This window comes from Halomonas sp. SL18_1 (assembly GCF_055755715.1).
Window position 1 is genome coordinate 3259299 of the sequence record NZ_JBVTRK010000001.1, and the last position, 26064, is coordinate 3285362.

Below are 26064 nucleotides of genomic sequence, written 5' to 3' on the forward strand. Positions count from 1 at the left end.
GCACGCCCTGGCTCCTTTAAAACAATCGTTTGATATCGTTGTTGCCTGAGCCTAGCCGGCAATTATCGACAGCACAAGCGCGCCCGTGTCGGTCAATGCTCACTCACCGGGAGAAAAAGCGTGGCTGTACCCTACTCAAACGCCACGCGATAGGCGACGATACTCTGGTCGAGTCATTTACCCCCGGAGACCCGCCCCATGCGCCAACGCCTTTCGCTGCGCCGCGCTGCCGCCTGGCTTGCCGCGGCCACCCTCTCGCTTCCGCTGCTGGCCGCCGCCCAGCCCGCTGCGGCGGCAAGCGATAGCGACCTTCGCGACGCCCTGGCCGCCGCCCGCGACCAGCAGTGGGACAAGGTCGATTTCGCCGCCATCGACGGCCATGTGCTGAGCGGCTATGTGGAGTACCATCGCCTGCGCAACCGCCTGCCCGACGTGTCCCCGCCCAGGTGCTGGACTACATCGATCGCCACGCCGACTCTCCCCTCGGCGAGTGGATGCGTGGCCAGGCGATCGCCCGCTACGGCGCGGCCCAGCGCCATGCCTACCTGCGCGCCGTGGCCGACGGCGAGCCCCGGGGAACGCACCGCCAGCGCTACTACTACACCGCACTGCTCGACGTGGCGCCCGAGCAGGCCGCCGAGGGCGGTCGAGCGCTATGGAACGTCGGGCGCTCCCAGCCCGATGCCTGCGACACCCTGTTCGATACCCTGCGCACCCGCGGTGAGATCGGTGAGCAGGAGATCTGGGAGCGCAAGATGCTGGCCTGGCAGGCGGGGGAAAGCGGCATGGTACGCTACCTGGGCCGAATGCTGGGCAGCCGCTGGGCCGAGGGCCGCGCGGCCGTGGAACGGCTGCAGCAGGACCATGCGGCAGTGACCCGAGTGCCGAGGTGCATCGGGCCGGAGTGCCGCGGCAGCGGGCCGCTGTTTGCCGCGGCCATGCACGGCCTCACTCGGGCCGATACCGAAGCAGCGCTGACGGCGTGGCGCCAGATCGCCGCGCAGCTGCCCATCGAGCCCGAACAGCGCCGGGCCATCGAGGAGGAGCTGGTCTTCTACTCGCTGGTCCGCGATATCGACAATAGCCGCGGCTGGGTCGACGAGACGCTGGCGCAGCTCGACTCCGACCGGGTGCTGGAGCTGCGGGTCCGGCGGGCCCTGACCGAGCGCGATTGGGCCGGCGCGCTGCGCTGGCTCGAGGCCATGCCCGACGACCAGCGCCAGCAGAGCCGCTGGCAGTACTGGACCGCCCGCGCCCATGAGCGGCTGGGCAACGCCGAGCGCGCCGAGGCCGCCTATGCCAGCTCCGCCCAGGGGCGCAACTTCTTCGGCTTCGCTGCCGCCGACCGGCTGGGCCAGCCCTACGCCCTCAACCTGGAGCGCAACGGCTTCGACGAGCGCTTCCGTGAGCAGGTGGCCGGCTGGCCTGCCGTGGTACGCACCGAGGCGCTGCTGCGCATCGGCGAGGATGGCCTGGCCGCCAGCGAGTGGTACGCGGCAGTGGCCCGAGCCGAGGAGCGCGAAGCGCGGGCGCTGGCCGACTATGCCCAGCGCCGCGGCTGGTACCCCAAGCTGGTGCAGACCACCATCACCGGCCAGATGTGGGACGCCCTGGAGTGGCGCTTCCCGGAGGCCTATCGCGAGCACTTCCTGCACTGGGGGCGCCTCAGCGGCGTCGACCCCTACCTGCTGATGGGGATCACCCGCCGCGAGAGCGCCTACAACCCTGAGGCCCTCTCCCCGCCGGCGCCCGGGGCCTGATGCAGATCATGCCGGGCACCGCCACCCAGCTGGCCCGCCAACTCGGGATCAGCGACCCGGGCCCCTATGGCGTGCTCGACCCTGAGCTCAACATTCGCCTGGGCAGCACCTACATCCGCGACATGATCGATCGCTATCGGGGCAACCGGCTGGCCGCCGCAGCGGCCTACAACGCCGGGCCAGGACGGGTGGATCGCTGGCTGCGCGATGCCCCGGATGAGTTCGACCTCTTCGTCGAGAGCATCCCCTTCCGTGAAACCCGCGACTATGTCCAGGCGGTGCTGACCTATCGCGTCATCTTCGAGAGCCTGGCCAACGGCGGCAGCAGCGAAGGGGTGTCGATGCTCAGCCCGGGAGAGAAGAGCGTGCGCTACGACCGTTCGCTGCTGGCGCGAAACTGACTTCCGGCGGTGTTGCCAGCGCTGGCGACACCGCCGGGGCGCCTACCGGCGCCAGTCGCGATGCGGAGCAGCGCTCCTACAAGGTCAGCGATTGCCGCGCTGTAGGAGAATCTTCAGATCGCGACTGGAGGCGACAGCCTCCCGGCGGTGTTGCCCACGCTGGCGATCAGCGCCCGCGCCAGCGACCTCCGCCGGCGACCTCCGCCAGGGCGCCGACGGCGCCAGTCGCGATGCGGAGCAGCGCTCCTACAAGGTCAGCGATTGCCGCGCTGTAGGAGAATCTTCAGATCGCGACTGGAGGCGACAGCCTCCCGGCGGTGTTGCCCAGCGAGCGACACGCACTGACATCGGCGCCCTGCCGTCAGGAGGAGGCATTGCCATTGGATGGCGATGACGGCCCGGCATCGGTCAGGAAATGCTTGGCGGCCTGGCCGCAAATCCAGAAAATGGCGGCCAGAATAATGAAGAACAGGCTGCCCGAAAGCAGATTAAAACTCAGTGGGTACCCATCGAAGGCAAGCAGATACACCAGACCGGCCACCAGAGCGAACATCACGACGATGGCCCCTGCCGAAAAGAGAAAGTACAGGGCAATTCCCAGCTTGTTGCGCATATTCCTCTCCTCTCGCAGCTCAAATATTCGTCTTAAGTATAGCCCATATCGGTGACGGCTACTCAAGCCGCCTATCAGACCGGCTGGCGCTCGAAGGCAAGTCGCACGCCCAGCACCACCAGCACCGCACCGGTGGCGCCGTTGAGCCCCCGAGCGAAGGCACGGCTGGCCAGCAGCCGGCCCGCCCCGCCAACCATCACCGCGATGGCGATCTGCCACAGGTTGGCAATGACGAAGTGCACCCCGGCCAGGAACAGCGACTTGACCAGCGCCGGGTCCCCGGGGGCGATGAACTGAGGCAGAAAGGCCATGTAGAAGACCACCGTCTTGGGGTTGAGCACATTGCAGAGAAAGCCCTCGCGCAGCGACTGCGCGGCCGGCACCGCCTGACGCTCACCGCTGACGCCGGCCACCGGCAGCCCCCGCCCGCGCCGTGCCGCCAGCAGGCTGGTGATGCCCAGCCACACCAGGTAACCGGCACCCGCAAGCTTGAGCACCCCGAAGGCCCATGCCGACTGCAGCACGATCAGCGAAATGCCCAGCGCCGACACCGAGGCATGAACGAAGAGCCCGCAGCAGATCGCCAGGCTGGTGAGTGCACCGTCGCGAACGCCACCGCGGGCGGTATTGCGAATCACCAGCAGGGTATCCACCCGGGACTCATGGTCAGCAGGGTGATGGCCACCAGGAAGGGCCAGAACTGAGCATCCACCAGCATCGCGACAACTCCTGCCAAACAAGGCCGTACGGCATTTCAAGGGGCAAAGACGGCATTGTACGCAAAAGCGGCGCCTCTTGATGGCCATCCTCACTGGTCGACATTTATCGATCAAATTGTATACATTAAGAAATACTCCAGGCATGCTAGAGAGCCCCTCGATAACGGCCGCCCCAGACGGCCAATCGGCCATGCCGGGTCGATGACCCCCTGCAACGGTCGCTATCGACTACAACAACAGGAGAGATGCCCAATGCGCCTACTGGACAACCTGTCGGTGAGAATGAGCTGGACCCTGGTCCTGCTGGTCTTTACCGCCCTGCTGATGGTGCTGAGCGGTGTAGGACTCTATGCGGTCAACCACAGCCAGCGCAGCCTCGAGGCGTTCAACGCCATCAACGTCAATCAGCAGGCCACCCTCAATCGCACCAACTCCACGCTCCAGGCGGCCCGCTTGGAGCTGGCACGCCTCTACGAGGCCACGATCGAGCCGGGTACCGTACTCTCCGACGCCGAGCGCCAGACCCGGGCCCGGGAGGCCGCCGACGCCTTGGCCTCCGCCGCCGATGCCATGGCCGACTTTCTCGCCCTGCCGGCCGAGCCCGAGCATGAACCGCTGATCGCCCCCATCGCCGAGAGCTTCGAGCGGCTCATGGCCGAGACGCTCCAGCCCCAGGCCGAGGCGCTGGCCAGGGGTGAGAGCGATGCCTACCGCTCGCTGCGTCCCGCCGCCTATGACCAGTACCGGGACTTCTATCAGGATGCCATCGGCTTCTTCCACAGGGTGGAGGCCGAAGGGAGCCAGCGCACCGACGGCTTCGAATGGGTGGTCAACACCGCCCGCATCGCCATCATCGCGGTATTCATCGCCGCCCTGCTCACGGTCTGCCTGGTCTTCTGGGGGTGGGCGCCAACCTGATCCGTCCCCTGGACAGGATCATCGAGCACTTCCAGCGCATGGCCAAGGGCGACCTGAGTGCCAAGATCGAGACCCGCGGGCGCAACGAGATCGGCAAGCTCTACGCCGCCCTGCGCGACATGCAGCGTGGCCTCTCGACCACCGTGACCACGGTGCGTGACAGCAGCGGCGAGATCCTCTCCAGCGCCCGCGAGATCGCCGGCGGCAACCAGGACCTGGCCGAGCGCACCGAGCGCCAGTCCGCCTCGCTGACCGAGACCGCCTCGAGCATGGAAGAGATGACCTCGACCATGGAGCGCAACAGCGAGAACGCCGCCCAGGCGAGTCACGTGGCACGCGAAGCGGCCGGCCGCGCCGAGCAGGGCAACCAGGTGGTGGCCAACGTGGTGGCGCGCATGCATGAGATTCGCCAGGGTTCGCAGCAGATCACCGAGATCATCGGCCTGATCGACTCCATCGCCTTCCAAACCAATATCCTGGCGCTGAACGCCTCGGTGGAGGCCGCCCGGGCCGGCGAGCACGGCCGCGGCTTCGCGGTGGTGGCCAGCGAAGTTCGCCAGCTCGCCACCCGCAGCGCCGAGGCGGCGACCGATATTCGCCAGCTGATCGAGACCTCGGTCGAACAGATCGCCGCCGGTACCCAGCAGGCCGATACGGCCAGCACCACCATGAGCGAGATCATGGCCTCGGTGCAGCGGGTCAATGACCTGATGGACGAGATCGCCGTAGCGTCGCGGGAGCAGCGCTCCGGCATCGGCGAGGTAAACACGGCGGTCGGCGACATGGACCAGACCACCCAGCAGAACGCGGCGCTGGTCCAGCAGGCCAGCCGCGCGGCCAACCAGCTGCAGACCGAGGCGCAGCGCCTCACCGAGGCGGTGGCCAAGTTCCAGCTGTCGGGACGCGAGCGGCCGTCGCGGCCCGCAACAGCCGCCGACCCAAGGCCGAGCCGGCGCCCGACGGCCGCGGCGCAACCCGCCCAGCAGCGCCGCGAGGCCGAGTGGGAGGCCTTCTAGTCCCGGCCGACGCTGCAACGGCGAGAGCGCCATCGGGGCGACGCCATGCCGCCCCCGAGGCGCTGGACGCTCTGGGATTTTCGCTCTACAGTGGAATTGGCGGGTATCGGCGCCGGCGACGAGCCGTCTGGTTGACGCTCCTCCGGCTCCCGATGCATGATCCGCTGCGTAGGACAGCAAGGTGAAAGTCGTCAGTTGTATTTCGATTTCTCGAAACACCCGAAGCGCACTTTTCCTGTTTGCCCACGCACTTCGGGCCTTCGGCACCGCCGAGTGCCCAGCACGATCCATCAGTATGCAAGGAAATCGACAATGGCAACTGGCACTGTCAAGTGGTTCAACGACACCAAGGGCTATGGCTTCATCTCACCGGACGACGGCGGTGACGACCTGTTCGCCCACTTCTCCGAGATTCAGGCAGAAGGCTTCAAGAGCCTGCAGGACGGACAGAAGGTCTCCTTCGACGTCACCCAGGGCAAGAAGGGCCTTCAGGCCTCCAACATCCGGGTCACCAACTGAGCCCAAGGCTCGACCAGCGGATGACGCTGCCGCCTTGTCACACAAGGCCAGCCGCCCCAGACGAAAGGCCCACCTTGCGGTGGGCCTTTTTCTTGGCTGGCGCTCCTAACGGCCGCGTCGGGTCGGTCCGCTACTCGTCGACGTCGCCGAACTCGTCGTATTCCAGCGGGTCGCGCTGCTCGGCCTCCTCGAACTGCTCGTCGAGGCGCCGCTGAGCCTCCTCGAAGCGCCGCTCGGTCTCTTCCAGCAGGGCGTCGATGTCCGTGCCGGTGGTTTCACCAGGCAGGGCAGCCTCGTCACCCAGGGTGCCAGTCATCTCCTGCTCCGAGTCGACCGGGTCGCCCTCGATCGGCTCGAGACGGGTGTCGAAATCCATGGTATCGCCCATGGGCTCGAACACCGGATCATCACTCTCCACCGCTTCGAACTGCTCTTCGATACGGCGCTGCGCCTCCTCGAAGCGGCGCTCCTGCTCTTCGATGATGGCGTCGATTTCATCAGGGGTGGTCTCGCCGGGCAGGGCCGCGCCCTCATCCAGGGTGTCCGCCGGGGACTCGCCCAGGGTCTCGGTATCCGCCGCGACCTCCTCCTCGGGCGTCAGGTCATCTTCGCCCAGGGCTTCTGGATCATCGACGAGGGCCTCTTCCTCGCCGGGAAGGGGCTCATCGGCCGCGGGCAGGGCCTCCTCTTCGGGCGGCGCTTCAGCCTCCAGTGCCTCGTCCTGCTCTGCCGCGACGGCGGGCACCTCGGTCTCTTCGGCGTCGGCTGTGTCCTCTTCGGCATCTCCACAGCCCGCCAGTCCCAGCGCGAGGGTCAGCGCCACCGCTGCCGGTATCCAGGCTCTCTTCGCCATTCAGGTATCTCCTGCACTGTCACGTGTCGGCCATCAAAGGAGTTACATTGCAGCAAAGCCTTGATGCACCTGCAAGTCTCCCAGTTTTTTTCAAGGTTCCTGACCCTTGGACACTGCCGCGGAAAAATGATCCGTCGCCGCCTCATCGATGGCGGTAACCGGCAGCGGGCAGCCCAGCGACCAGGCCACCGCACGCAGCAGCTCGGCCTCGGCCGCCGCGATCCGGCCATCATGGGAGACGCAGCGGGCCATGGCGGTGAGCAGGCGAATCCGGTCATCATCGACCAGCGCCCGGAGCTGCCCCATCGCCCAGTCGAGCTCGGCAGCGCTGGCGCAGGAAGCGACGTAGGTGAGCGGCAGGGAGTCGGCGGCTGCGGTGAAGGCCTCGCGGGCCTGCGTCTCCTCCCCCTCACCGGCCCGGGCCAGGCTCGACATCAGCAGCCCCGCTGGACCGGCGAGCTGCTCCAGCCGACGGCGATGGCGACCGGAACCGGCCTCCCCTTCGATACCGACCCGCACCAGCCGATGCAGCGCCCACTGCAGGGCGCCGGGAGCCGTCTCCTCGGCCAGCAAGCGGTCGAGACAGTGGCGAAAGCGGGCGTACTGGGCGGTGGAGAGCTGGCCCAGCACCGGCAGCACCAGCTCGATCAGCGGCAGCCGCTGCCCCGGACTCAGGCCGGCCAGGGGTTCGGCCAGGCGGTCGAGCTCCTCGAGCACCTCCGGCAGCGCCTGGTCGACCAGCGCCCGGCGCTGGCGCTCACGGCTCTCCGGCGCCACGCCCATCAGCATGCCGTAGACCAGCGCTCGGGCGGCGTAGGGATCATGGGCGGCCTCGAGCAGGAGCGGGTCGAGGCCGGCCAGGGCCTGGCGGGCGCGCACGAGGTCCTCCGGCCCCGGCTGTCCGACCCGCTTGCCAAGGGACTCGATGCCCGACCCGCTTGGTGCTGCACCACCGGGCGAGCGCCCCGCCGCCAGGCCGGCGGCCTCGGGCGCCCCCCTGCCCGGCGCCGCGCCGTCGGCTGCCGCAGCATCGGCTGCCGCACCGTCCGCGACGACCTCCGGCGCTTCGGGGCGCCTCGGCGCCGGCAGGCTGCCGTCCCAGCCGGGCTCCAGTCGCCGAATGCGCGCCTCGAGCGGAGGATGGGTGGCGGTGAGACCGCCAAGCCCCGCCACCCCGCGGCCAAAATAGAGATGGCTGAACTCGGCGGCCTGGGGGGCGCGCAGCTCGGAGCCCCGAGCATGGGCGGCCAGCCGCTTGAGGGCGCCGGCGATGCCCGCCGGGTTGCGGGTGTACTGCACCGCGCTGGCATCGGCGAGATACTCCCGCTGCCGGCTGACCGCCGCCTTGATCAGATTGCCGCTCAGCGTGCCGGCATAGCCCACCACCATCAGCGCCACCCCCACGCCGAGGATCGCCACATGCCCCCGCCGCGCCGCGCACCGCGCACCCGTCGGCGACCGCCCATCATGCCGCGTAGCAGCATCCGACCGGCCAGGCCGATCAGCAGAATGCCGTGGAGCAGCGCCACCAGGCGCAGGTTGAGGCGCATATCGCCGTGCAGGATATGGCTGAACTCATGGGCGACCACGCCCTGCAGCTCATCGCGATCCAGGGCCTGGATGGCGCCGCGGGTGACCCCGATCGCCGCGTCCTGGGGGGCGTGACCGGCGGCGAAGGCGTTGATCGCCGGCTCCTCCAACACATAGACCGAGGGCACCGGCACGCCCGAGGCGATGGCCATCTCCTCCACCACGTTGAGCAGGCGGCGCTCATCGGCGTTGCGGGTGTTAACGTTGAGCAGCCGTCCGCCCAGGGCCTCGGCCACCGCCGAGCCGCCGCGACGCAGCTGCAGGTGTCGCATCAGGCTGCCGAGCCCCACCACCGCCAGCACGCCCAGCGCCACCGTGCCCAGCAGTCGCGGGTCAAGGGCCCGGGAGAGGGCATCGGCTTCCATCTGCCCGCCATCCATCAGCACCACCGCCAGCGCCACCACCAGGGTTGCCGCGGCGATCAAGCCCAGCACCGCTAGCAGCAGCAGTCCAATCAGCCAGCCAGTCTGGCGTCGCGCCCGGTCCTGGGCACCGAAAAATCCATATGGTGCCCCGTCAGAAGCTGACCTTGGGCGCCGCCTGGATGGCGGCGCTATCCTCGAACTCCAGGAGCGCCGCATCCTCGCGGTGTCCCATCGGCCCCGCCAGCACCACCGGAGGGAAGCTCTGTTTGTAGGTGTTGTACTGCATCACCGCATCGTTGAAGGCCTGGCGGGCGAAGGCCACGCGGTTCTCGGTGCTGGTCAGGGTTTCGGAGAGCTGGCGCATGTTCGCCGAGGCCTTGAGATCCGGATAGGCCTCCATGACCACGTTGAGACGCCCAAGCGCCGCCCCAAGCGCCCCTTCCGCCCCGGCCAGCTCGGCCATGGCCCCCGGCTCCCCGGGGCGGGCGGCGGCGCTTTCCAGCCCGGAGAGGGCGGCATTGCGCGCCTCGGTGACCGCCTGCAGGGTCTCGCGCTCATGGGCCATGTAGGCCTTGGCGGTCTCCACCAGGTTGGGGATCAGGTCGTAGCGCCGCTTGAGCTGGACCTCGATCTGGGCGAAGGCGTTCTGATAGCGATTCCTCAGCGCCACCAGGCGGTTATAGATGCTGACGCTGTAGATCACCAGCACCCCTAGCACCACCAGCAGCACGATCAACGACACGCTCATCGGTTTCTCCTTGTATCCTTTCGCCCTTGATATCGATCAACACCATGCACCTTGGAGACGCGCGCCATGGCACTCTCCGATGGTATAGTGAGCCAGTTGCCACGTCATGCTCGGGTCACACTCCCCAGGCTAGACGACAGGCAGGTGAGCGCACCAAGGGAACCGCTTCCAGGGAGTCGGTCTTGACAGAGCAACTCAAGGATTTTCTCCACGCGCTGGTCCATGCGCTGCGCAACCTCTTTCCGATCATCGCCGTCGTGGTGGCCTTCCAGGCCCTGCTGCTGCGGGAGTGGCCGGAAGGGGGACTTGGCATCGCCGTGGGCCTGCTGATCGTGGCGCTAGGCGTGGCGCTGTTTCTGCGCGGCCTGGAGCTGAGCATCTTTCCGGTGGGCAAGAGCCTCTCCAACCAGTTCGCTCGCCGCGGCTCCATGCCGCTGCTGATGATCTTCGGCTTCGCCATCGGCTTCTCGGCGGTGGTCGCCGAGCCGGCACTAATCGCCGTGGCCGAACAGGCCGCCCAGATCAGCGATGGACGCATCGATGCGCTCACCCTGCGTCTGATCGTCGCCGCCTCGGTAGGGCTGGTGATGGCCCTCGGTGTGTTCCGCGTGATCCTTGGCCACCCCATCCACTGGTACATGATCGGCGGCTATGTGCTGGTGGTGCTGGTCACCTTTTTCGCCCCGGAGGAGATCGTCGGCCTCGCCTATGACTCCGGCGGGGTGACCACCAACATCGTTACCGTGCCGCTGATCGCGGCGCTGGGCATCGGCCTGGCCTCTTCGATCCGCGGCCGCAACCCCTTGATCGACGGCTTCGGGCTGGTCGCGCTGGCGGTGATGGTGCCGATGATCAGCGTGCAGCTCTACGGGATCCTGGTCTACGCCGATCCCGGCAGCGTGCCGGCCGATGCGGCGCTGCTCGCCGCCCAGGACGACATCGACACGCCCTCCGGGCCGCTGGTGATGCTGCTCGACCTGTTCTCCATGCTGCGCGACGTGCTGCCGATCATCCTGGTCATCCTGTTCTTCCAGTACGCGGTGCTCAAGCGCAAGCTTTCCAACCCCCTCAAGGTGACCACCGGCTTTGCCCTGGTGATCATCGGCCTCTATGCCTTCGTGGTGGGCCTCAAGCTGGGCCTCTTCCCCATCGGCGAGCGCATGGCCGAGCAGCTGATCGGCTTCGACACCTGGCTATGGGTCTACCTCTTCGCCTTCTGCATCGGCTTTGCCACCACCATGGCGGAGCCGGCGCTGATCGCCGTGGGCCAGCAGGCCGAAGAGGCCGCCGCGGGCAAGATCCGGGGCAGCGTGATACGTATCCTGGTGGCGGTGGGCGTGGCCATCGGCATCACCATCGGCGTGCATCGCATCATCAGCGGCGACTCCATCCACCATTACATCATCGGCGGCTACCTGCTGGTCATTCTGCTCACCGCGCTGGCCCCCCGCTATATCGTGGCACTGGCCTTCGACCTAGGCGGGGTGACCACCTCAGAGGTAACGGTGCCGCTGGTCACGGCGCTAGGCATCGGCCTGGCCAGCCAGATCGAGGGCCGCAACGTACTGATCGACGGCTTCGGCCTAATCGCCTTCGCCTCGATCTTTCCTATCGTGACCGTGATGAGCTATGCCATTCTGGTCGACCTGTTGGATCGACGGCGTCGGGCCAGTGACACGAGCCAAACTGCGAGGTAACCGCCCATGAAGTTCTCCCTGCTGGTGGCCATCGTGCCGGAAGACATGGAGCAGGAGTGCATCGATGCCGCGACCGAGGCCGGCGCTGTCGGCATGACCCTGATGAGCGGACGCGGCATCGGCGGCGAGCGCAAGAAAACCTTCTTCGGCCTGACCTATGAGGGCAGCCAGAGCGTGCTGCTGATGACCCTGGAGAAGGGGCTCTCGCTCAAGGTGCTCAAGGCGATTCGCCAGATTCTCAACCCCACCGGGGACGACTCCAAGGGGCTGGTGATGACGCTTCCCGTGGAGCACCTCGGCGGCATCGACATGGCCCAGGTCAAGCGCTTCGAGGAGCGCCTCAGGCACGACGTCTGACCCCTGAATGACGGAGTAGAGATATGCTGGTCAAGGACATCATGACGCGGGACGTGGTCACTGTCTCCCCCTTCGCTACCCTGCGCGAAGCGCTCGGGCTGATGAAGAAGCACGACCTGAAGAATCTGGTGGTGGAGCGCCAGGACCCCCACGACGCCTGGGGGCTGATCACTTACACCAATATCCTCAAGACCATCGTTGCCGAAGCGGGCGACATCGACCTGATCAACGTCTACGACGTCTGCGCGAAGCCGGCCATCGGCGTCGGCGAATCGCTGGACGTACGCCATGTGGCGCGCCTGATGACCGACAGCGTAGTCAAGCGGGTCCTGGTGCTGCATGACAACGAGCTGCTGGGGCTGGTCACCATGGACGATATCGTCGGCACCGTGCTCGACATGATCGAGTGAATCCCGACTGAGGTTCCGGCATGCAGGAGTTCTTTACCTGGCTTGGCACCACCCTCGGCGAGATCATCCGCTTCGTCGTCGACCTGCTGATCCAGTTCTTCCGTAACCTCGGCGAGGCCGCCCAGGGCTTCCTGGACGGCCTCGCCGCTTCGCTGGGCATCGCACCGTCGCTGGTCAGCCTGCTGGTGCTGCTGCTGGGGCTATGGCTGCTCTATCTCGCCCTGCGCGCCCTGCTGCGCCGGCGCCTGATCGGCGGGCTGCTCTGGGCGTTTCTCGGCGTGGTGGTGCTGAGCTGGCTGATCTATTGAATCAAGCCCGCTCGTGAAAGCGCCGCCCCTGGGGGCGGCGCTTTTTCTCGCTAGCAGGACATTACCCTTTCCTCAGGCGAGAGCCTTCTCGACGACTTCATACACGTTCGGCGAGAGCTCCTCGGCCCGGATGCGCTCCAGCTCCTCCTTCATGAGCGCCTGGCGCGCCTCGTCGAAGCGCTGCCAGCGGGTCAGGGGAGTGATGATCCGCGCGGCGATCTCCGGATTGAGGCGGTTGAGCTCGATCACCACGTCGGCCAGCAGCCGATACCCTTCGCCGTCGAGGCGATGGAAGTTGACCCGGTTCTGACCGGCGAAGGTGCCGATCAGCGCGCGCACCTTGTTGGGGTTCTTGAGCGAGAAGGCCGGGTGCTCCATCAGGAACTTGACCCGGTCGAGCGCATCGGACTGCGGCCGGGTCACCTGAATGGCGAACCACTGATCCATCACCAGCGGATCCTGGGCCCACTTCTCGCCGAAACGGCGCAGCGCCGGCTCGGCCAGGTCGTCCCGGGAGCTGTGCACCAGCAGCGTCAGCGCGTGGCGGACGTCGGTCATGTTGTGATCCGACGCGTACTGGCGGCGCGCCAGCTCGATGCCCTCCTCGTCCTCGATGGCCATGAGATAGGAGAGCGCTACGTTCTTGAGGCTGCGCGCGGCGATCTGCTCTGGCTCGGGCGCATAGGGAGCCTCGGACTGGTTGGCCTGGTAGACGGCCAGGAAGTCGTCGCGCAGGGCAGCCGCCAAGGACTGCTTGACGAAGGTGCGGGCGGCATGGATGGCGTCCACGTCCACCAGCGGCTGCTGCTCGGCGATATAGGCCTCCGAGGGCAGGCTCAGCATCTCGGCGAGCACCGCCTTGTCATCGGTCTCGGCCTTGAGCAGGCTGCGGAAGGCCTCCACCACCCGGCTGTCCATGACCTTCTCGACGCCGTTGCGGTGGGCGGCGATCAGATCGTCCAGCGCCAGCATCGCCAGGCGCTGACCGGCATCCCAGCGGTTGAAGCCGTCGCTGTCGTTGGCCAGCAGGAAGGCCAGATCCTCGCGGCCGTCGGGAAAACGCAGCTTGACCGGCGCCGAGAAGCCGCGAGCAAGCGACGGCACCGGCGCCTCGCTGACGTCGGTGAAAACGAACTCCTGCTCATCCTCGCGCAGGTGGATCACCGCGTCGCTGCCCAGCGCCTCGCCGTCCAGGGTCAGCGGCAGGTCACGGCCGCTCTTGGTACCCACCAGCCCCAGCCGGATGGGGATATGCAGCGCCAGCTTGTCGGGCTGGCCCGGGGTGGCCGGGGTGCGCTGACGCAGGATCAGGCGATACTCGGCGTTGGCATAGTCGTATTCGCCATGGGCGTCGATCTCCGGCGTGCCGGCCTGGGAGTACCAGCGCATGAACTGGTCAAGGTCCTGGCCAGACGCCTCCTCCATGCAGGTAACGAAATCCTCGATGGTCACCGCCTGACCGTCGAAGCGCTCGAAGTAGCGATCGCTGCCGCGCCGGAAGGCCTCCCAGCCCACCAGATTGCGCAGCATGCGCACCGCCTCGGCGCCCTTCTCGTAGATGGTCAGGGTGTAGAAGTTGGTGATCTCGATATAGTGGTCCGGGCGAATCGGATGGGCGGTGGGGCCGGCATCCTCGGCGAACTGGGCGGTGCGGAAGAAGGAGACGTCCTCGATGCGCTTGACCGGCGCCGAGTTGGTGTCGGCGGAGAAGCACTGATCGCGAAAGACCGTAAAGCCCTCCTTGAGGGAGAGCTGAAACCAGTCGCGGCAGGTGACCCGGTTGCCCGACCAGTTGTGGAAGTACTCGTGGGCGACGATGCCCTCGACTCGCTGGAAGGCGGCATCGGTGGCCGTGTGGGGGTGGGTCAGCACCGCCGCCGAATTGAAGATGTTGAGCCCCTTGTTCTCCATGGCGCCCATGTTGAAGTCGTTGACCGCCACGATCATGAACAGATCGAGATCGTACTCGCGTCCGTAGGTCTGCTCATCCCAGGCCATGGCGCGCTTGAGCGAGGCCATGGCATGGTCGGTCTTGCCAAGGTTCTCCGCTTCCACCCAGATCTGCAGGGTCACCTCGCGCCCGCTCATGGTGGTGAAGCGGTCCTCCACCTTCTGAAGGTCGCCGGCCACCAGGGCAAAGAGGTAACAGGGCTTGGGGTGCGGGTCTTCCCAGGTGACGAAATGACGACCGTTCGGCAGCTCGCCCCGCTCCACCGGATTACCGTTGGAGAGGAGCACCGGCTCGCGCCGGGCGTCGCCGATCACGGTGGTGGAGAAGGTCGCCATCACGTCGGGGCGGTCCGGATAGAAGGTGATGCGCCGGAAGCCCTCGGCCTCGCACTGCGTGCAGTACATGCCGTTCGACTGGTAGAGCCCCTCCAGGGCGGTATTCGCCTCGGGGGCGATCTCCACCTCGGTGTCGAGCAAGAAGCGTTCCGGCACGCGATGCACGGTCAGCCCATGCTCGGTCACCGCATACTCGTGGTCCTCCAGCGGCTGGCCGTCGATGGCGATGGCCTTGAGCGCAAGCCGCTCGCCGTCCAGCGTGAGCGGCAGGCCCGATTCGCGCTCCGGGTGACGCTCCAGGTGGAGGCGCGCCTTGACCCGCGTCGCGGTCGGGTCGAGATCAAAGGTCAGCTCGGTGTGCGTCGCGCGGTAGGCCGGGGGCCGATAGTCGCGCAGGTAGGTCGGCTTGGGGTCGGACATCGCAATCAGGCTCCTGTCAGGAATCGACGCACATTGTACGGCCGCCGCCCCGGGAACCTCAAAGGGAACTCAGTGGCGCAGCAGGCGGCTGGCCGGCACCTCATCCACCAGCCGCGGCTCGGGGCGCGTAACGATCCACAGCCCCAGCAGCGCCAGGCCGAGGATCAGCGCGAGCTTGAGCCAGCCTAGGCTGAGGGTCAGGGCCAGTACCGCGACGGAAAATGCCAGCATCAGCAAGGCCACCCACTTGGCACGGCGCGGAATCGCCCGCTCGCCCTCCCAGGCCACCACGGCGGGACCGAACCGCGGATGCTCGCGAATCCACAGCGCGAAGCGGGGCGAGCCCCGTGAGGCGGCCCAGACCGCCAGCAGCATGAAGCAGGTGGTGGGCATCAGCGGTACGAAGACGCCAATGACGCCCAGCGAAAAGCTGAACCATGCCAGGACGATATAGGCGGCGCGGCGAAGCGACGGCATGCACTTCCTCCGGAAGCTGGGGGCGTCTTCATTCATTGAAACCCATGGCCCGCCGTCTGGCCAATCGGCTGTGGCTATAATGGCGTTTCATCCCCGATGCGACGAACCCGCCGGCTGGCGGGTTCGTCGCGTCGGAGCTGTCTACTTGATGGGGATCTGGCGGCGCGCCGCCTTGCGCTCTGCGCTGCGCGGTACGCTGACCTGCAGGACGCCGTTGGTGAAGGACGCCTTGATCTCCTCCGCCTGGGCATCGGCGGGCAGATCGAGGACGCGCCGGAAGCTGCCGTAGGCGCGTTCGACACGCTGGTAGCGGTCATCCCCGCTGGCGCTCTCCTGGCGCTTTTCGCCTTCGATCACCAGGCGGTGCTCGTCCAGGGTCAGGCTGATGTCCTTCTCCTCCACGCCCGGCACCTCGACGCTGATCAGGTACTCGTCGTCGCGCTCGGCGATATCCAGCTGCGGGCGCAGCATGGTCGGCATGTCGCCGAAGCGGCTCTCCAGGGCGGGCATGCCGAACTGACGCATGACGCCGTCCATCCAGCGATCTAGCTCCTGATGCATGCCCAGCAGCGGCGAGAGCTCGCCGCGACGGGGCTCGGTCGGGGTCGGTGCCGCGGGGGCGTCGACGCCTTCGCTCTTGAACCAGTTCCAGGGTGAGAATTTCTGCAGATTCATACGCCACCTCCTGTTCACTCAGTCGATACGTGACGCAATACAACAGTGGAACCTCGGGCTTCGCCCTTGGCATCTACAGAATTGGTGGCGCCTCAGCATTTTTCAATGCTGCCACACCCCGTCATTGACCTGGATCAGCGCCGCCGTTCAGTCGCGGAAATTGTCGAACTGCAGGGCCAGATCGGGGCCGTTCTCTCCCCGGAGCAGCGCCATGATCTGCTGCAGGTCGTCGCGCTTCTTGCCGGTGACGCGGACCTTGTCGCCCTGAATCTGAGCCTGGACCTTGAGCTTGGTCTCCTTGATCCGCTTGACGATATCCTTGGCCTCCTTCTGCTCCAGCCCCTGCTTGAGGGTCACCTCCTGGCGGGCCCGCACGCCGGACAGCACCGGCTCCTGCACTTCCATGCAGCGCGGGTCGATGCCGCGTCCGATCAGCTTGTTGCGCAGCACATCGAGCATCTGCTTGAGCTGGAAGTCGACTTCGGCCTCGAGCTGCACGGTCTCACCGCTGAGTTCCAGGCTTGCCGTGACGCCCTTGAAGTCGAAGCGTCCCTGGATCTCGCGATTGGCCTGGTCCACGGCGTTGCTGGCTTCGTGCTTGTCGAACTCGGAGACGATATCGAAGGAAGGCATGGTCAAGTTCCGCTGGTCGATAAAGAAAGTGAATGGAAAGGACGCATTCTAGCAGCCCCGGGGGCCATTCACCCGCCGCACGCCGGCTCCAGCGCTTTTTCCATCTCCCAGCCGGCGCAGCCATCGGCATAGTAGTCCGCCAGCCAGCGCACCAGGCGAAAGCCCATGCGCCGATAGAGCTTCAGGGCCACGCGGTTATCGACCCGCACCTCCAGTCCCAGCCGCTCGCCGCCTCGCCGCCGGGCATGGGCTTCCAGCACCTGCAGCAGCTGGCGCCCCAGCCCCAGCCCGCGGGCCTCGGGATGCACGCAGAAGGAGTAGAGGCGAACCCGCCGGCTGCTGCGTCGAAACAGCAGTACGCCGTAGGCCAACACCCGCCCCGCCTCATCTTCGGCCAGCAGGGTCAGGGCGTTGGCGCGATTGAGCAGGTGCCACAGCTGGCGGCGGCTGAAGCGATCGCCCTCGAAGGCGAGCTGTTCGAGGCGCACGAGGGCGTCCAGATCCTTGGCCAGCGCCTGGCGCAGCGTGATGGTCATGTCGTGCCTTCCCGGGAGTCCGAAGCGGATTGTGACCATCTGGATGCCGCCTGTCAGCGCATCGCTGAGTGAAATATTTTCACGCTTCTTGCGGCTTGTCCGGTGAACGTCTCAAGGGCATGCTGAGCGTTCGGTCATGCCCCCTCATCTCGGCAGGTAACGCCCCATGTGTGCATTGCGCATCGTCGTCGACCGTCTCGACGACTGGTCTCCCTACTACCCTACCGAGGACCTGGTCAGCGTCGACGACTTCCTGTCCCTCGACCGGAGGCATCGCGCCCCCGGAGACAGCAGCCAGCATCATGCCACCCGCATCATCAACCTGTGCAGCGACCTGGACTACCTGGGCAGCGGCTACTATGTGTCGCTGCTCGCCGAGGCTCGCGGTCAGCGCGTGCTGCCCGCCGTGGAAACCCTCAACGCCCTCTCCCGCAAGGCGCTGATCGACCTGGAGCTCGACAGCCTGGCCCCGCTGCTCGACGAGCTAACCCGCCGGGGTAGCCTGAGCGGCGAGCCGCTGACCCTGCGCGTGCTGTTCGGGGAGTGCCATGACCCGGGACTGGCACGTCTCGCCCGCCGCCTCTTCGAGCGATTGCCCTGTCCGCTGCTGGAGGCGAAACTGGCCCTGCGCCAAGGCCGCTGGCGGCTGGTTCGGCTCAGGCCGCTGCGCCTGCGCGACCTTCTCCCGACCGAGCAGGACCGCTTCGCCGCGGCACTCAATCACCACTCGCGACGGGTCTGGCGAACCCCCAAGGCCCGCAAGCGTTACCGCTACGATCTCGCCATCCTGATCGACCCGAAGGAGACACTGCCTCCCAGCAACCGCGGCGCGCTGCGGGCCTTCATCCGTGCGGGACGCCGCCTGGGCATCGACGTCTCGCTGATCACCAAGCGCGACGCCGGCCGGCTCGCCGAGTTCGACGGCCTGTTCATTCGCGAGACCACGGCGCTGGACCACCACACCTATCGCATGGCGCGACGCGCCGAGTACGAGGGGCTGGTGGTGATCGACTCCCCCGGGACATCCTGCGCTGCACCAACAAGGTCTACCTGCATGCGCTGCTGCGCGCCCGCGGTGTCCCGGCGCCCGACGGCGTCCTGATCAAGCGTGGGGATCTCGGGCAGCTGGGCGAACGGCTCGGGGCCCTGGGCTTCCCACTGGTGCTCAAGATCCCCGACGGCGCCTTCTCCCGCGGGGTGGTCAAGGTCGCCGACCTCGCCGAGCTGGAGCGCGAGGCCGGCCGGCTGTTTGCCACCTCCGCGCTACTGCTCCTCCAGGAGTGGCTGCCCACCGACTATGACTGGCGCATCGGCATACTCGATGGCCAGGTCCTGTTCGCCAGCCGCTACTACATGGCCCGCGGCCACTGGCAGATCTACGACCACTCCGGCGCCCGCGTGAAGAGCGGCGGTTTCACCACCCACGACCCCGCGGAGGCGCCGCCGGCGGTGATCCAGGCGGCGCTCAAGGCCACCCGCCTGATCGGCAACGGCTTCTATGGCGTAGACCTCAAGCAGACCGGGGCACGGGTGGTGGTCATCGAGGTCAACGACAACCCCAACGTCGATGCCGGCATCGAAGATGCGGTCCTGGGGCGCACGCTCTACGAGCGGATCATGGGCGTGTTCCTGGCCCGCATGGAGGCGCAGCGGCGACTGATCGAGAAAGCGCCGCCCATGACCGCCCCTTGCGAGCTGACGTGAGCCGGCCAGTGACGTAGGCTACGCTCGGACGCTTTCCCCTGCCCCGACGATGGAGTCCCCATGAGCGAACGCGAGACCCGACACAAGCAGGCGATGCAAAAACTCAAGGCCCACGTGGACGACAAGGTCGCCGCGGCCACCGAACAGCGCGGCCTGCTGATGGTGTTCACCGGCAACGGCAAGGGCAAGACCACCGCCGCCTGGGGCACCGTGACCCGGGCGCTCGGCTACGGCTACCGGGTGGGGGTAGTGCAGTTCATCAAGGGCATGTGGGAGTGCGGCGAGCGAGAGCGGCTGGCCGAGGATCCCCGGCTGGAAGTCGCCATCATGGCCACCGGCTTCACCTGGGAGACCCAGAACCGCGAGGCCGACACCGCCGCCTGCCAGGCGGTGTGGGCCGAGGCGGAGCGGATGCTCGCCGACCCCGAGGTCTACCTGGTGGTGCTCGACGAGATCACCTACATGCTCAAGTTCGGCTATCTTGACATCGCCACGGTCAAGCGGGCGCTGTCGAACCGCCCACGCGAGCAGACCGTGATCGTCACCGGGCGCAATGCACACCGCGAGCTCACCGCCATGGCCGACACCGTCACCGAGATGCAGGAGGTGCGCCACGCCTTCAACGCCGGGGTGCAGGCGCGCCGCGGCATCGACTACTGACGGGAATAGAAGGCCCCGCTTGCGCGGGGCCTTCTGTTGCCGGACCCTCGGCTCGGGTCCGGCTGGAGCCAGCCGGAGCCGGCCGCGCTCAGCCCGCGAAGGGGTTGCGCAGCACGATGGTCTCGTTGCGGTCGGGGCCGGTGGAGATGATGTCGATGGAGGTCCCCACCTTCTCCTCCAGATAGCGGATATAGGCACGGGCCTGGGTCGGCAGGTCCTCGACCCGCTTGGCGCCCAGGGTCGACTCGCTCCAGCCGGCCAGGTCCTCGTAGACCGGCTCGATGGCCTCATACCCTTCGGAATCCACCGGGGTGTCGAGCACCTCGCCATCCTTGCTGCGATAGCCCACGCAGACGCGAATGGTCTCCAGGCCGTCGAGGACGTCGAGCTTGGTCGAGCAGATGCCGGAGACGGAGTTGATCTGCACCGCATGGCGCAGGGCCACGGCATCGAACCAGCCACAGCGGCGCGGGCGGCCGGTGGTGGCGCCGAACTCGTGGCCGCGCTCGGCCAGGTGCCGGCCATGATCATCGAACAGCTCGGTAGGAAAAGGCCCGGAGCCGACCCGGGTGGTGTAGGCCTTGGTGATGCCCAGCACGTAGTCGAGATAGAGCGGCCCCACGCCGGAGCCGGTGGCGGTGCCCCCGGCGGTGGTGTTGGAGCTGGTCACGAAGGGATAGGTGCCGTGGTCGATGTCCAGCAGCGAGCCCTGGGCGCCCTCGAAGAGGATGTTCTCGCCGGCCTTGCGATAGTCGTGCACCAGGCTGACGGTGTCGCAGACCATGGGGCGCAGCTCCTCGGCCATCTCCAGGGCCTCGTCGAGCACCTGCTGGAAGTCCACCGCGGTCTCGCCATGGTACCGGGTGAGCACGAAGTTGTGGTAGTCGAGTACCTCGCCGAGCTTGGAGGCGAAGCGCTCGCGGTGCAGCATGTCGCCCAGGCGCAGCCCGCGGCGGGCGACCTTGTCCTCGTAGGCCGGGCCGATGCCGCGGCCGGTGGTGCCGATCTTGGCCACGCCGCGAGCCTTCTCGCGGGCCTGGTCGAGGCGCACGTGATAGGGCAGGATCAGCGGGCACGCCGGGGAGAGGCGCAGGCGCTCGCGCACCGGGACGCCCTTGGCCTCGAGCTCGCGAATTTCCTTGATCAGCGCCTCCGGCGAGAGCACCACGCCGTTGCCGATCACGCAGGTCTTGTCCTGGCGCAGGATACCGGAGGGAATCAGGTGCAGGACGGTCTTTTCCCCGTCGATGACCAGGGTGTGGCCGGCGTTGTGCCCGCCCTGGAAGCGCACCACCGCCGAGGCCGACTCGGTCAGCAGGTCGACGACCTTGCCCTTGCCCTCGTCACCCCACTGGGTGCCCAGTACGACTACGTTCTTGCCCATTGGTCTCTCGTCTCTCGTGTCAGCGCCGCGCGGCTGCGCGTTGAAATCCGGCCCGCGGGCCGCGTTCGTGACCGGCCTGCCTGGGCCGGCCATGCTTGTCTACAGTGTCACCGTCTGCCACAGGCCATCGCGCTGCGTCAGGCGACGGCTGCAGCGGTGGGCCTCGGGGCCGGTGGTCTGGCCGGGGAGCGCCTGCACGACGCGCTCGCCGCGCTCGCGCAGCGCGGCGATGGCCTCGGCGATGCCCTCCCCCTCCGCCGGTGCCCAGATCCCATCGCTGGGCGGCTCGCTCTGGATCAGCGATGCCAGCAGCTTGAGGTCCATGGAGAAGCCGGTGGCGGGGCGTGCCCGACCGAAGGCGCGGCCGGTGTCGTCATAGCGTCCGCCCTTGGCCAGCGCCTGGCCGTAGCCAGGGGCGAAGACGGCGAACATCATGCCGGTGTGATACTGGTAGCCGCGCAGCTCGGCCAGATCGAAATAGAGGTCGACCTCGGGGTGCGCTGCGGCCACGCCCTGATGGAGCGCACGCAGCTGGGCCAGGGCTTCGCCTACCGCCGCCGGGGCGCCGGCGAAGGCCTCGCGCGCCTCGTCCAGCACCTCGGGGCCGCCGTGCAGGGTACCCAGGGCCTGGAACATCTCGGCCAGCGCCGGGTCGCTTACGCTGTCCGATACCTGGGCCGCTAGCTCCACCGGCGACTTGAGCTCCAGCGCCTCGAACAGTGCGCGCTCCTCGTCGCGTCCCAGCTCGGCCGCCTGCACCAGGCTGCGGTAGATGCCGATATGGCCCAGCGCCAGGTGGAGCTCCTCGGCGCCGGCCTCCTTGAGGCTGGTCAGCGCCAGACGCAGGATCTCCAGGTCGGCCTCCAGGCCGGCATGGCCGAACAGCTCGACGCCCACCTGCACGGGGCTGCGTCCGCCCTGCAGCTGGTCGGCCTTGGCGCGCAGCACATTGGTACAGTAGCAGAGGCGCGCCGGCCCCTGGTGACGCATGGAGTGGGCGTCCATACGCGCCACCTGGGGGGTGACATCGGCGCTCACCCCCATCAGACGGCCGGTGAGCTGGTCGGTGAGCTTGAAGGTCTGCAGATCCAGGTCGGTGCCGGTGCCGGTGAGCAGGGAGTCGAGGAACTCCACGGGCGGCGGCATCACCTGGTCGTAACCCCAGCGATGGTAGAGATCGAGCAGCGCCCGGCGCAGCTCTTCCATGCGGCTCGCCTGGGGCGGCAGCACTTCGTCCATGCCGTCGGGCAGCAGCCAGCGGTCAGCAATGGTCATGATGTCAATCCTGCTAGACGGTAGAGGGCGCAGCGGCGGAACACCGAACGATGCCCACAAAAAACCGGGCCACGCCCGGTTGAAGGAGTTTACCACGTTTGGCGCCGGGTTGAACCCCGCCCACCGGGCGGGGTTGACGTCCACGCCATCGATGCCGGGCTCAGTCGAGCCCACCGGGCATCGCGCTCTTCAGATAGCGGAAGAAGTCGCTGGAGGGATCGAGCACCAGCATGTCCTGCTCGCCGTCGAAGCTGTCGCGATAGGCGTTGAGGCTGCGCCAGAAGGTGAAGAACTCCTGGTCCTGGCCGTAGGCCTCGGCGAAGATGGCGGCCGCCTCGGCGTCACCCTCACCGCGCAGCGTCTCGGAACGCTCGGTGGCCTGGGCCAGCAAGACCTGGCGTCGACGGTCGGCGTTGGCGCGAATCCGCTCGGCCTCTTCCTCACCCTGGGCGCGCCACTCGCGTGCCTCCCGCTCACGCTCGGAGCGCATGCGGTCGAAGACCGCCGCGGAGACATCTTCCGGCAGGTCGATCCGCTTGACCCGGATGTCGCGAATCGCCACCCCGAGCTCCTCGCGCATCAGCGCATCGAGCTCCTCGGTGGGGCGGATCATCAGGTCGTCGCGACGCTCGGCGATGATCTGCTGCAGATCCAGGCGACCGAACTCGTTACGCAGGCTCTCGTCGACCCGCGGCTGGATCAGGCGGATCGCCATCATCTCGTCGCCGGCGGTCGCCTCGTAGTAGCGGGTGGGGTTGACCACCTGCCACTTGACGTAGGAGTCCACGATCACCGCCTTCTGCTCGAGGGTCAGATAGCGGCTGGTGTCGGTATCCAGGGTCAGCACCCGGGTGTCGAACTTGCGCACCGTCTGGGTGATCGGCACCTTGAAGTGCAGGCCCGGCTGAATGTTCTCCTCGATGACCTCACCGAAGCGCAGCTTGACGGCGCGCTCGGTCTCGTCAACCACGTAGAGGCTGTTGCTGGCCAGCCAGGCGGCGGCGGCCAGGCCGCCAACGATAATCAGGGAACGATTATTGATCATTTAGCGGCCCTCCCGGCGGATACCCGTGGTGCTTCCGCCCTGCGTCGAGGTGGTGGTGCGCAAACGCTCGAGGACGCGCGGGTCGAGTTCGCCGCTCTCGCCGCGGGCGCGCTCGCCATCGCCTTCGCCGCTACGCACGCCGCCGGGGCGCTGGTCGAGCGGCAGGTACATGAGCGGGGTCTCGTCGCTGACGTCGATCAGCACCTTCGGCGTCTTGCCGAAGACTTCGGCAATCGCATCCAGGTAGAGACGCTCACGCATGATCTCCGGGGCATTGCGGTACTGGGCCAGCAGCGCATTGAAGCGGTTGGCCTGACCGCGCGCCTCGGCGACCACGGATTCACGATAACCCTGACCCTGCTCGACCAGGCGCTGGGCCTGACCCTGGGCCGCCGGGATGATGGCGTTGGCGTAGGCCATGCCTTCGTTGATGGTCCGCTGGCGATCCTCGCGGGCCCGGATCACGTCGTCGAAGGCGTCGATGACCGGCGCCGACGCCGAGGTAGACTCGATGTTGATGGTCTGCAGGCTGATCCCGGTGCCATAGCTGTCCAGGTAGGTCTGCAGGCGGCTGCGCACCGAGCTGCCGAGGATCTCACGACCCGAGGTCAGGATCTCGATCATGTCGGTACCGCCGACCACGTGACGCAGCGCGGAGTCCAGCGCGTTCTCGATGGAGAGCTGCGGGTTGCGCACGTTGAGCACGAAGTCGCGGGGATCGGCGACCTGGTACTGGGCCGAGATCTCGACCTCGACGATGTTCTCGTCGCGGGTCAGCATCGACTGGGTCTGGGTCAGCGAGCGAACCCGCGTGACGTTGACCATTCGCACGTCGTCGATCAGCGGCGGGTTCCAGTGCAGGCCCGGCGTCACCACTTCCTGGAACTTGCCAAAGCGCAGCACCACGCCGCGTTCGGCCTGATCCACCAAGTAGAAGCCGGTTGCCGCCCAGATCGCCAGGGCGATCACGATCAGCAGGCCCGGCAGGGCGAAGGTGTTGCGCGGCTTGCCGCCGCCCCCCTTGCCGCCCTTGCCGCCGCCGCCCTTGCCGCCGCGACCGCCCAGCATGTTGTTGAGCTTGTCCTGAAACTTCTTCAGGGCCTCGTCTAGATCGGGTGGCCCCTGATTGCCACCACGGTTACCGCCACCGCCGCCACCGCCGCGTCGGCCGCCACCGCTCCAGGGGTCGTGCTGGTTGCCACCACCACCAGGCTCATTCCAAGCCATACGTCGTCTCCACTCTGCGTTGCCTCCCTGCCACCGTTAGCCCGGTAGCAAGCAGGTCGGTTGCCATCCTGTCGGCGCCGCCGGCGCCGTGGCCGTGTTCGTTATCCGGCGCGCCGTCCAGCCTCGACGGCACGCTCGCTGTCATGTCTCGCCTTCCCAGACCGGTCGCTCCTGCAGCTCCACCGGCAGGTAGTCGTCGGCGCGCTCGCCCAGCCGCGCCATCAGCTGCAGGAAATCGCGACGCGGCAGGCGCACTTCGAGCCGGCTGAGGCCGTGCTCATCGAAACGCTCTTCCCGCACCGCGCCCAGCTCGTGCAGCGCTGCCCGCAGACGCCCCTGCTGTGGCGTCAGCGTCAGGCCGAAGTCGATGACATCGTCGGACAGACACTCCGAGAGCGCCTGGGCAAGCAGCTCGAGTCCGCGCCCCTCCCGGGCCGAGAGCCAGACGACCTCGGGACGCCCGTGGGCGTCGCGCTCGATGCGCGGGGCACTGTCGAGCAGGTCGATCTTGTTCATGACCCTGAGACTGGGCACCTCATCGGCGCCGATCTCCGCAAGAACGCCCTCCACCTGTTCCACGTTGAGCTCCCGATCGGGGTCGGCAGCATCGATCACGTGCACCAGCAGCTCGGCCTCCGCGGCCTCCTGCAGGGTGGCCTGGAAGGCTTCCACCAGCTTGTGCGGCAGGTGGCGGATGAACCCGACGGTATCGGCCAGCACCACCGGCCCGACGTCGTCGATCTCGAGGCGCCGCAGGGTCGGGTCGAGGGTAGCGAACAGCTGGTCGGCCGCATAGACCTTGGACTCGGTCAGGGCGTTGAAGAGCGTTGACTTGCCGGCGTTGGTATAGCCGACCAGCGAGACGCTGGGAATCTCGGCCCGGGCCCGCGCCCGACGGTTCTGGCTGCGCTGCCCACGCACCTTGTCGAGGCGCTTGTGGATCGCCTTGATCCGCGCCCGCAGCAAGCGGCGGTCGGTCTCGAGCTGGGTTTCCCCCGGCCCGCGCAGGCCGATGCCACCCTTCTGGCGCTCCAGGTGCGTCCAACCCCGCACCAGCCGCGTAGACATGTAGCCCAGCTGAGCCAGCTCGACCTGCAGCTTGCCCTCGTGGGTACGCGCCCGCTGGGCGAAGATGTCGAGGATCAGCCCCGTGCGATCCAGGACGCGACACTTGAGCTCGCGCTCCAGATTGCGTTCCTGGGAAGGGCTCAGGGCATGATTGAAGATCACCAGCTCCGCCGCATGAACGGCCAGGGCCTGACGAAGTTCCTCTAGCTTTCCGCTGCCGATGAAGGTGCGAGGATCGGGGCGCTGCCGACTCCCGCTCAGCAGAGTCGCCGGCTCGGCCCCGGCAGAGCGCACCAGCTCCAGGAACTCGCCCGGATCCTCGCGCTCACGCTCATCCTGAAAGTCCACATGTACCAGTACCGCCGTTTCGCCGGCGTCGGGACGTTCAAAAAACAATCAA

Annotated in this window: 25 protein-coding genes and 2 pseudogenes; 11 read left to right on the top strand and 16 right to left on the bottom strand. The window is 67.3% G+C overall.

Translation table 11 applies throughout. From position 1 onward, the window contains the following. Nucleotides 1-198: 198 nt before the first annotated feature. Nucleotides 199-2161, top strand: a pseudogene (locus ACSJDS_RS16600) (transglycosylase SLT domain-containing protein). A 361-nt stretch (nt 2162-2522) separates the two neighbouring features. Here the strand turns inward: ACSJDS_RS16600 and ACSJDS_RS16605 are convergent. Then, a complete protein-coding gene (locus ACSJDS_RS16605) occupies nt 2523-2774 on the bottom strand; it encodes a hypothetical protein (protein ID WP_473034208.1) in 252 nt (83 codons plus the stop codon). Nucleotides 2775-2848: 74 nt separating this feature from the next. After that, a pseudogene (locus ACSJDS_RS16610) lies at nt 2849-3492 on the bottom strand (LysE family translocator). A gap of 253 nt (nt 3493-3745) precedes the next feature. Here ACSJDS_RS16610 and ACSJDS_RS16615 point away from each other — a divergent pair. From ACSJDS_RS16615 to ACSJDS_RS16625, 3 genes are all read left to right on the top strand, one after another. Then, the gene (locus ACSJDS_RS16615) at nt 3746-4411 is read left to right on the top strand and encodes a Tar ligand binding domain-containing protein (protein ID WP_473034209.1); all 666 of its coding nucleotides are present in this window, start codon (nt 3746-3748) and stop codon (nt 4409-4411) included. Next, nucleotides 4396-5427, top strand: a complete 1032-nt coding sequence (locus tag ACSJDS_RS16620; protein ID WP_473034210.1) for a methyl-accepting chemotaxis protein — start codon at nt 4396-4398, stop codon at nt 5425-5427. Before ACSJDS_RS16615 ends, ACSJDS_RS16620 begins: the two co-directional genes overlap by 16 nt. A 312-nt stretch (nt 5428-5739) precedes the next feature. After that, nucleotides 5740-5946 (top strand): cold-shock protein, encoded by a 207-nt coding sequence (locus tag ACSJDS_RS16625; RefSeq protein WP_163559488.1) that lies wholly within the window; start codon nt 5740-5742, stop codon nt 5944-5946. Nucleotides 5947-6076: 130 nt separating this feature from the next. Here ACSJDS_RS16625 and ACSJDS_RS16630 read toward each other — a convergent pair whose 3' ends face one another. From ACSJDS_RS16630 to ACSJDS_RS16645, 4 genes are all read right to left on the bottom strand, one after another. Next, nucleotides 6077-6799, bottom strand: coding sequence for a hypothetical protein (locus ACSJDS_RS16630; protein WP_473034211.1), 723 nt, complete (start codon nt 6797-6799; stop codon nt 6077-6079). Nucleotides 6800-6889: 90 nt separating this feature from the next. Beyond that, nucleotides 6890-8218 (bottom strand): M48 family metalloprotease, encoded by a 1329-nt coding sequence (locus ACSJDS_RS16635; RefSeq protein ID WP_473034212.1) that lies wholly within the window; start codon nt 8216-8218, stop codon nt 6890-6892. Further along, nucleotides 8188-8823: a M48 family metalloprotease gene (locus ACSJDS_RS16640; protein WP_473034213.1), complete on the bottom strand. Its 636-nt coding sequence runs from the start codon at nt 8821-8823 to the stop codon at nt 8188-8190. Before ACSJDS_RS16640 ends, ACSJDS_RS16635 begins: the two co-directional genes overlap by 31 nt. An 82-nt stretch (nt 8824-8905) precedes the next feature. Continuing rightward, entirely contained in the window at nt 8906-9502 is a 597-nt protein-coding gene (locus ACSJDS_RS16645; RefSeq protein WP_473034214.1) for a LemA family protein, read from the bottom strand. A gap of 182 nt (nt 9503-9684) precedes the next feature. Here ACSJDS_RS16645 and ACSJDS_RS16650 point away from each other — a divergent pair, with 182 nt between their 5' ends. From ACSJDS_RS16650 to ACSJDS_RS16665, 4 genes are read left to right on the top strand one after another with little or no spacing between them, the layout of a single operon-like run. Continuing rightward, entirely contained in the window at nt 9685-11199 is a 1515-nt protein-coding gene (locus ACSJDS_RS16650) for a DUF1538 domain-containing protein (protein ID WP_473034215.1), read from the top strand. A gap of 6 nt (nt 11200-11205) precedes the next feature. Next, the gene (locus ACSJDS_RS16655; protein WP_473034216.1) at nt 11206-11556 is read left to right on the top strand and encodes a P-II family nitrogen regulator; all 351 of its coding nucleotides are present in this window, start codon (nt 11206-11208) and stop codon (nt 11554-11556) included. Nucleotides 11557-11579: 23 nt separating this feature from the next. After that, nucleotides 11580-11966 carry a CBS domain-containing protein gene (locus tag ACSJDS_RS16660; RefSeq protein WP_473034217.1) on the top strand — a complete coding sequence of 129 codons (387 nt, stop codon included), beginning with the start codon at nt 11580-11582 and terminating at the stop codon, nt 11964-11966. Between the two features lie 20 nt (nt 11967-11986). Next, complete coding sequence (locus tag ACSJDS_RS16665; protein ID WP_473034218.1) at nt 11987-12274, top strand: hypothetical protein; 288 nt, start codon at nt 11987-11989, stop codon at nt 12272-12274. A 72-nt stretch (nt 12275-12346) separates the two neighbouring features. Here the strand turns inward: ACSJDS_RS16665 and pepN are convergent, their stop codons facing one another. The 5 genes from pepN to ACSJDS_RS16690 all read right to left on the bottom strand — a co-directional run bounded on the left by pepN (nt 12347) and on the right by ACSJDS_RS16690 (nt 17301). Continuing rightward, a complete protein-coding gene (pepN, locus tag ACSJDS_RS16670) occupies nt 12347-14980 on the bottom strand; it encodes an aminopeptidase N (RefSeq protein WP_473034219.1) in 2634 nt (877 codons plus the stop codon). Nucleotides 14981-15049: 69 nt separating this feature from the next. Further along, nucleotides 15050-15457 (bottom strand): YbaN family protein, encoded by a 408-nt coding sequence (locus ACSJDS_RS16675; RefSeq protein WP_473034220.1) that lies wholly within the window; start codon nt 15455-15457, stop codon nt 15050-15052. Between the two features lie 141 nt (nt 15458-15598). Next, entirely contained in the window at nt 15599-16132 is a 534-nt protein-coding gene (locus tag ACSJDS_RS16680) for an Hsp20/alpha crystallin family protein (RefSeq protein WP_473034221.1), read from the bottom strand. A 147-nt stretch (nt 16133-16279) separates the two neighbouring features. Continuing rightward, nucleotides 16280-16765 (bottom strand): YajQ family cyclic di-GMP-binding protein, encoded by a 486-nt coding sequence (locus ACSJDS_RS16685; RefSeq protein ID WP_473034222.1) that lies wholly within the window; start codon nt 16763-16765, stop codon nt 16280-16282. A gap of 68 nt (nt 16766-16833) precedes the next feature. Continuing rightward, nucleotides 16834-17301: a GNAT family N-acetyltransferase gene (locus tag ACSJDS_RS16690; protein ID WP_473034223.1), complete on the bottom strand. Its 468-nt coding sequence runs from the start codon at nt 17299-17301 to the stop codon at nt 16834-16836. Between the two features lie 166 nt (nt 17302-17467). Here ACSJDS_RS16690 and ACSJDS_RS16695 point away from each other — a divergent pair, with 166 nt between their 5' ends. The 3 genes from ACSJDS_RS16695 to cobO are packed head-to-tail and all read left to right on the top strand — an operon-like array spanning nt 17468 to nt 19665. After that, nucleotides 17468-18403, top strand: a complete 936-nt coding sequence (locus tag ACSJDS_RS16695; protein WP_473034224.1) for a RimK-like ATPgrasp N-terminal domain-containing protein — start codon at nt 17468-17470, stop codon at nt 18401-18403. Then, a complete protein-coding gene (locus tag ACSJDS_RS16700; RefSeq protein ID WP_473035057.1) occupies nt 18364-19005 on the top strand; it encodes an ATP-grasp domain-containing protein in 642 nt (213 codons plus the stop codon). The genes ACSJDS_RS16695 and ACSJDS_RS16700 overlap by 40 nt, the downstream gene beginning before the upstream one ends. Nucleotides 19006-19065: 60 nt before the next feature. After that, nucleotides 19066-19665 carry a cob(I)yrinic acid a,c-diamide adenosyltransferase gene (gene cobO / locus ACSJDS_RS16705; RefSeq protein ID WP_473034225.1) on the top strand — a complete coding sequence of 200 codons (600 nt, stop codon included), beginning with the start codon at nt 19066-19068 and terminating at the stop codon, nt 19663-19665. 88 nt (nt 19666-19753) lie between these two features. Here cobO and ACSJDS_RS16710 read toward each other — a convergent pair whose 3' ends face one another. The 5 genes from ACSJDS_RS16710 to hflX form a co-directional block, all read right to left on the bottom strand. Continuing rightward, entirely contained in the window at nt 19754-21049 is a 1296-nt protein-coding gene (locus tag ACSJDS_RS16710) for an adenylosuccinate synthase (RefSeq protein ID WP_473034226.1), read from the bottom strand. A 99-nt stretch (nt 21050-21148) separates the two neighbouring features. Beyond that, entirely contained in the window at nt 21149-22324 is a 1176-nt protein-coding gene (locus ACSJDS_RS16715) for an ATP phosphoribosyltransferase regulatory subunit (RefSeq protein WP_473034227.1), read from the bottom strand. 160 nt (nt 22325-22484) lie between these two features. After that, on the bottom strand, nt 22485-23369 hold the full coding sequence (hflC, locus tag ACSJDS_RS16720; protein ID WP_473034228.1) for a protease modulator HflC: 885 nt from the start codon (nt 23367-23369) through the stop codon (nt 22485-22487). Then, nucleotides 23370-24596 carry an FtsH protease activity modulator HflK gene (gene hflK, locus ACSJDS_RS16725; RefSeq protein WP_473034229.1) on the bottom strand — a complete coding sequence of 409 codons (1227 nt, stop codon included), beginning with the start codon at nt 24594-24596 and terminating at the stop codon, nt 23370-23372. 141 nt (nt 24597-24737) lie between these two features. Further along, entirely contained in the window at nt 24738-26060 is a 1323-nt protein-coding gene (gene hflX, locus ACSJDS_RS16730; RefSeq protein ID WP_473034230.1) for a ribosome rescue GTPase HflX, read from the bottom strand. Nucleotides 26061-26064 lie beyond the last annotated feature (4 nt).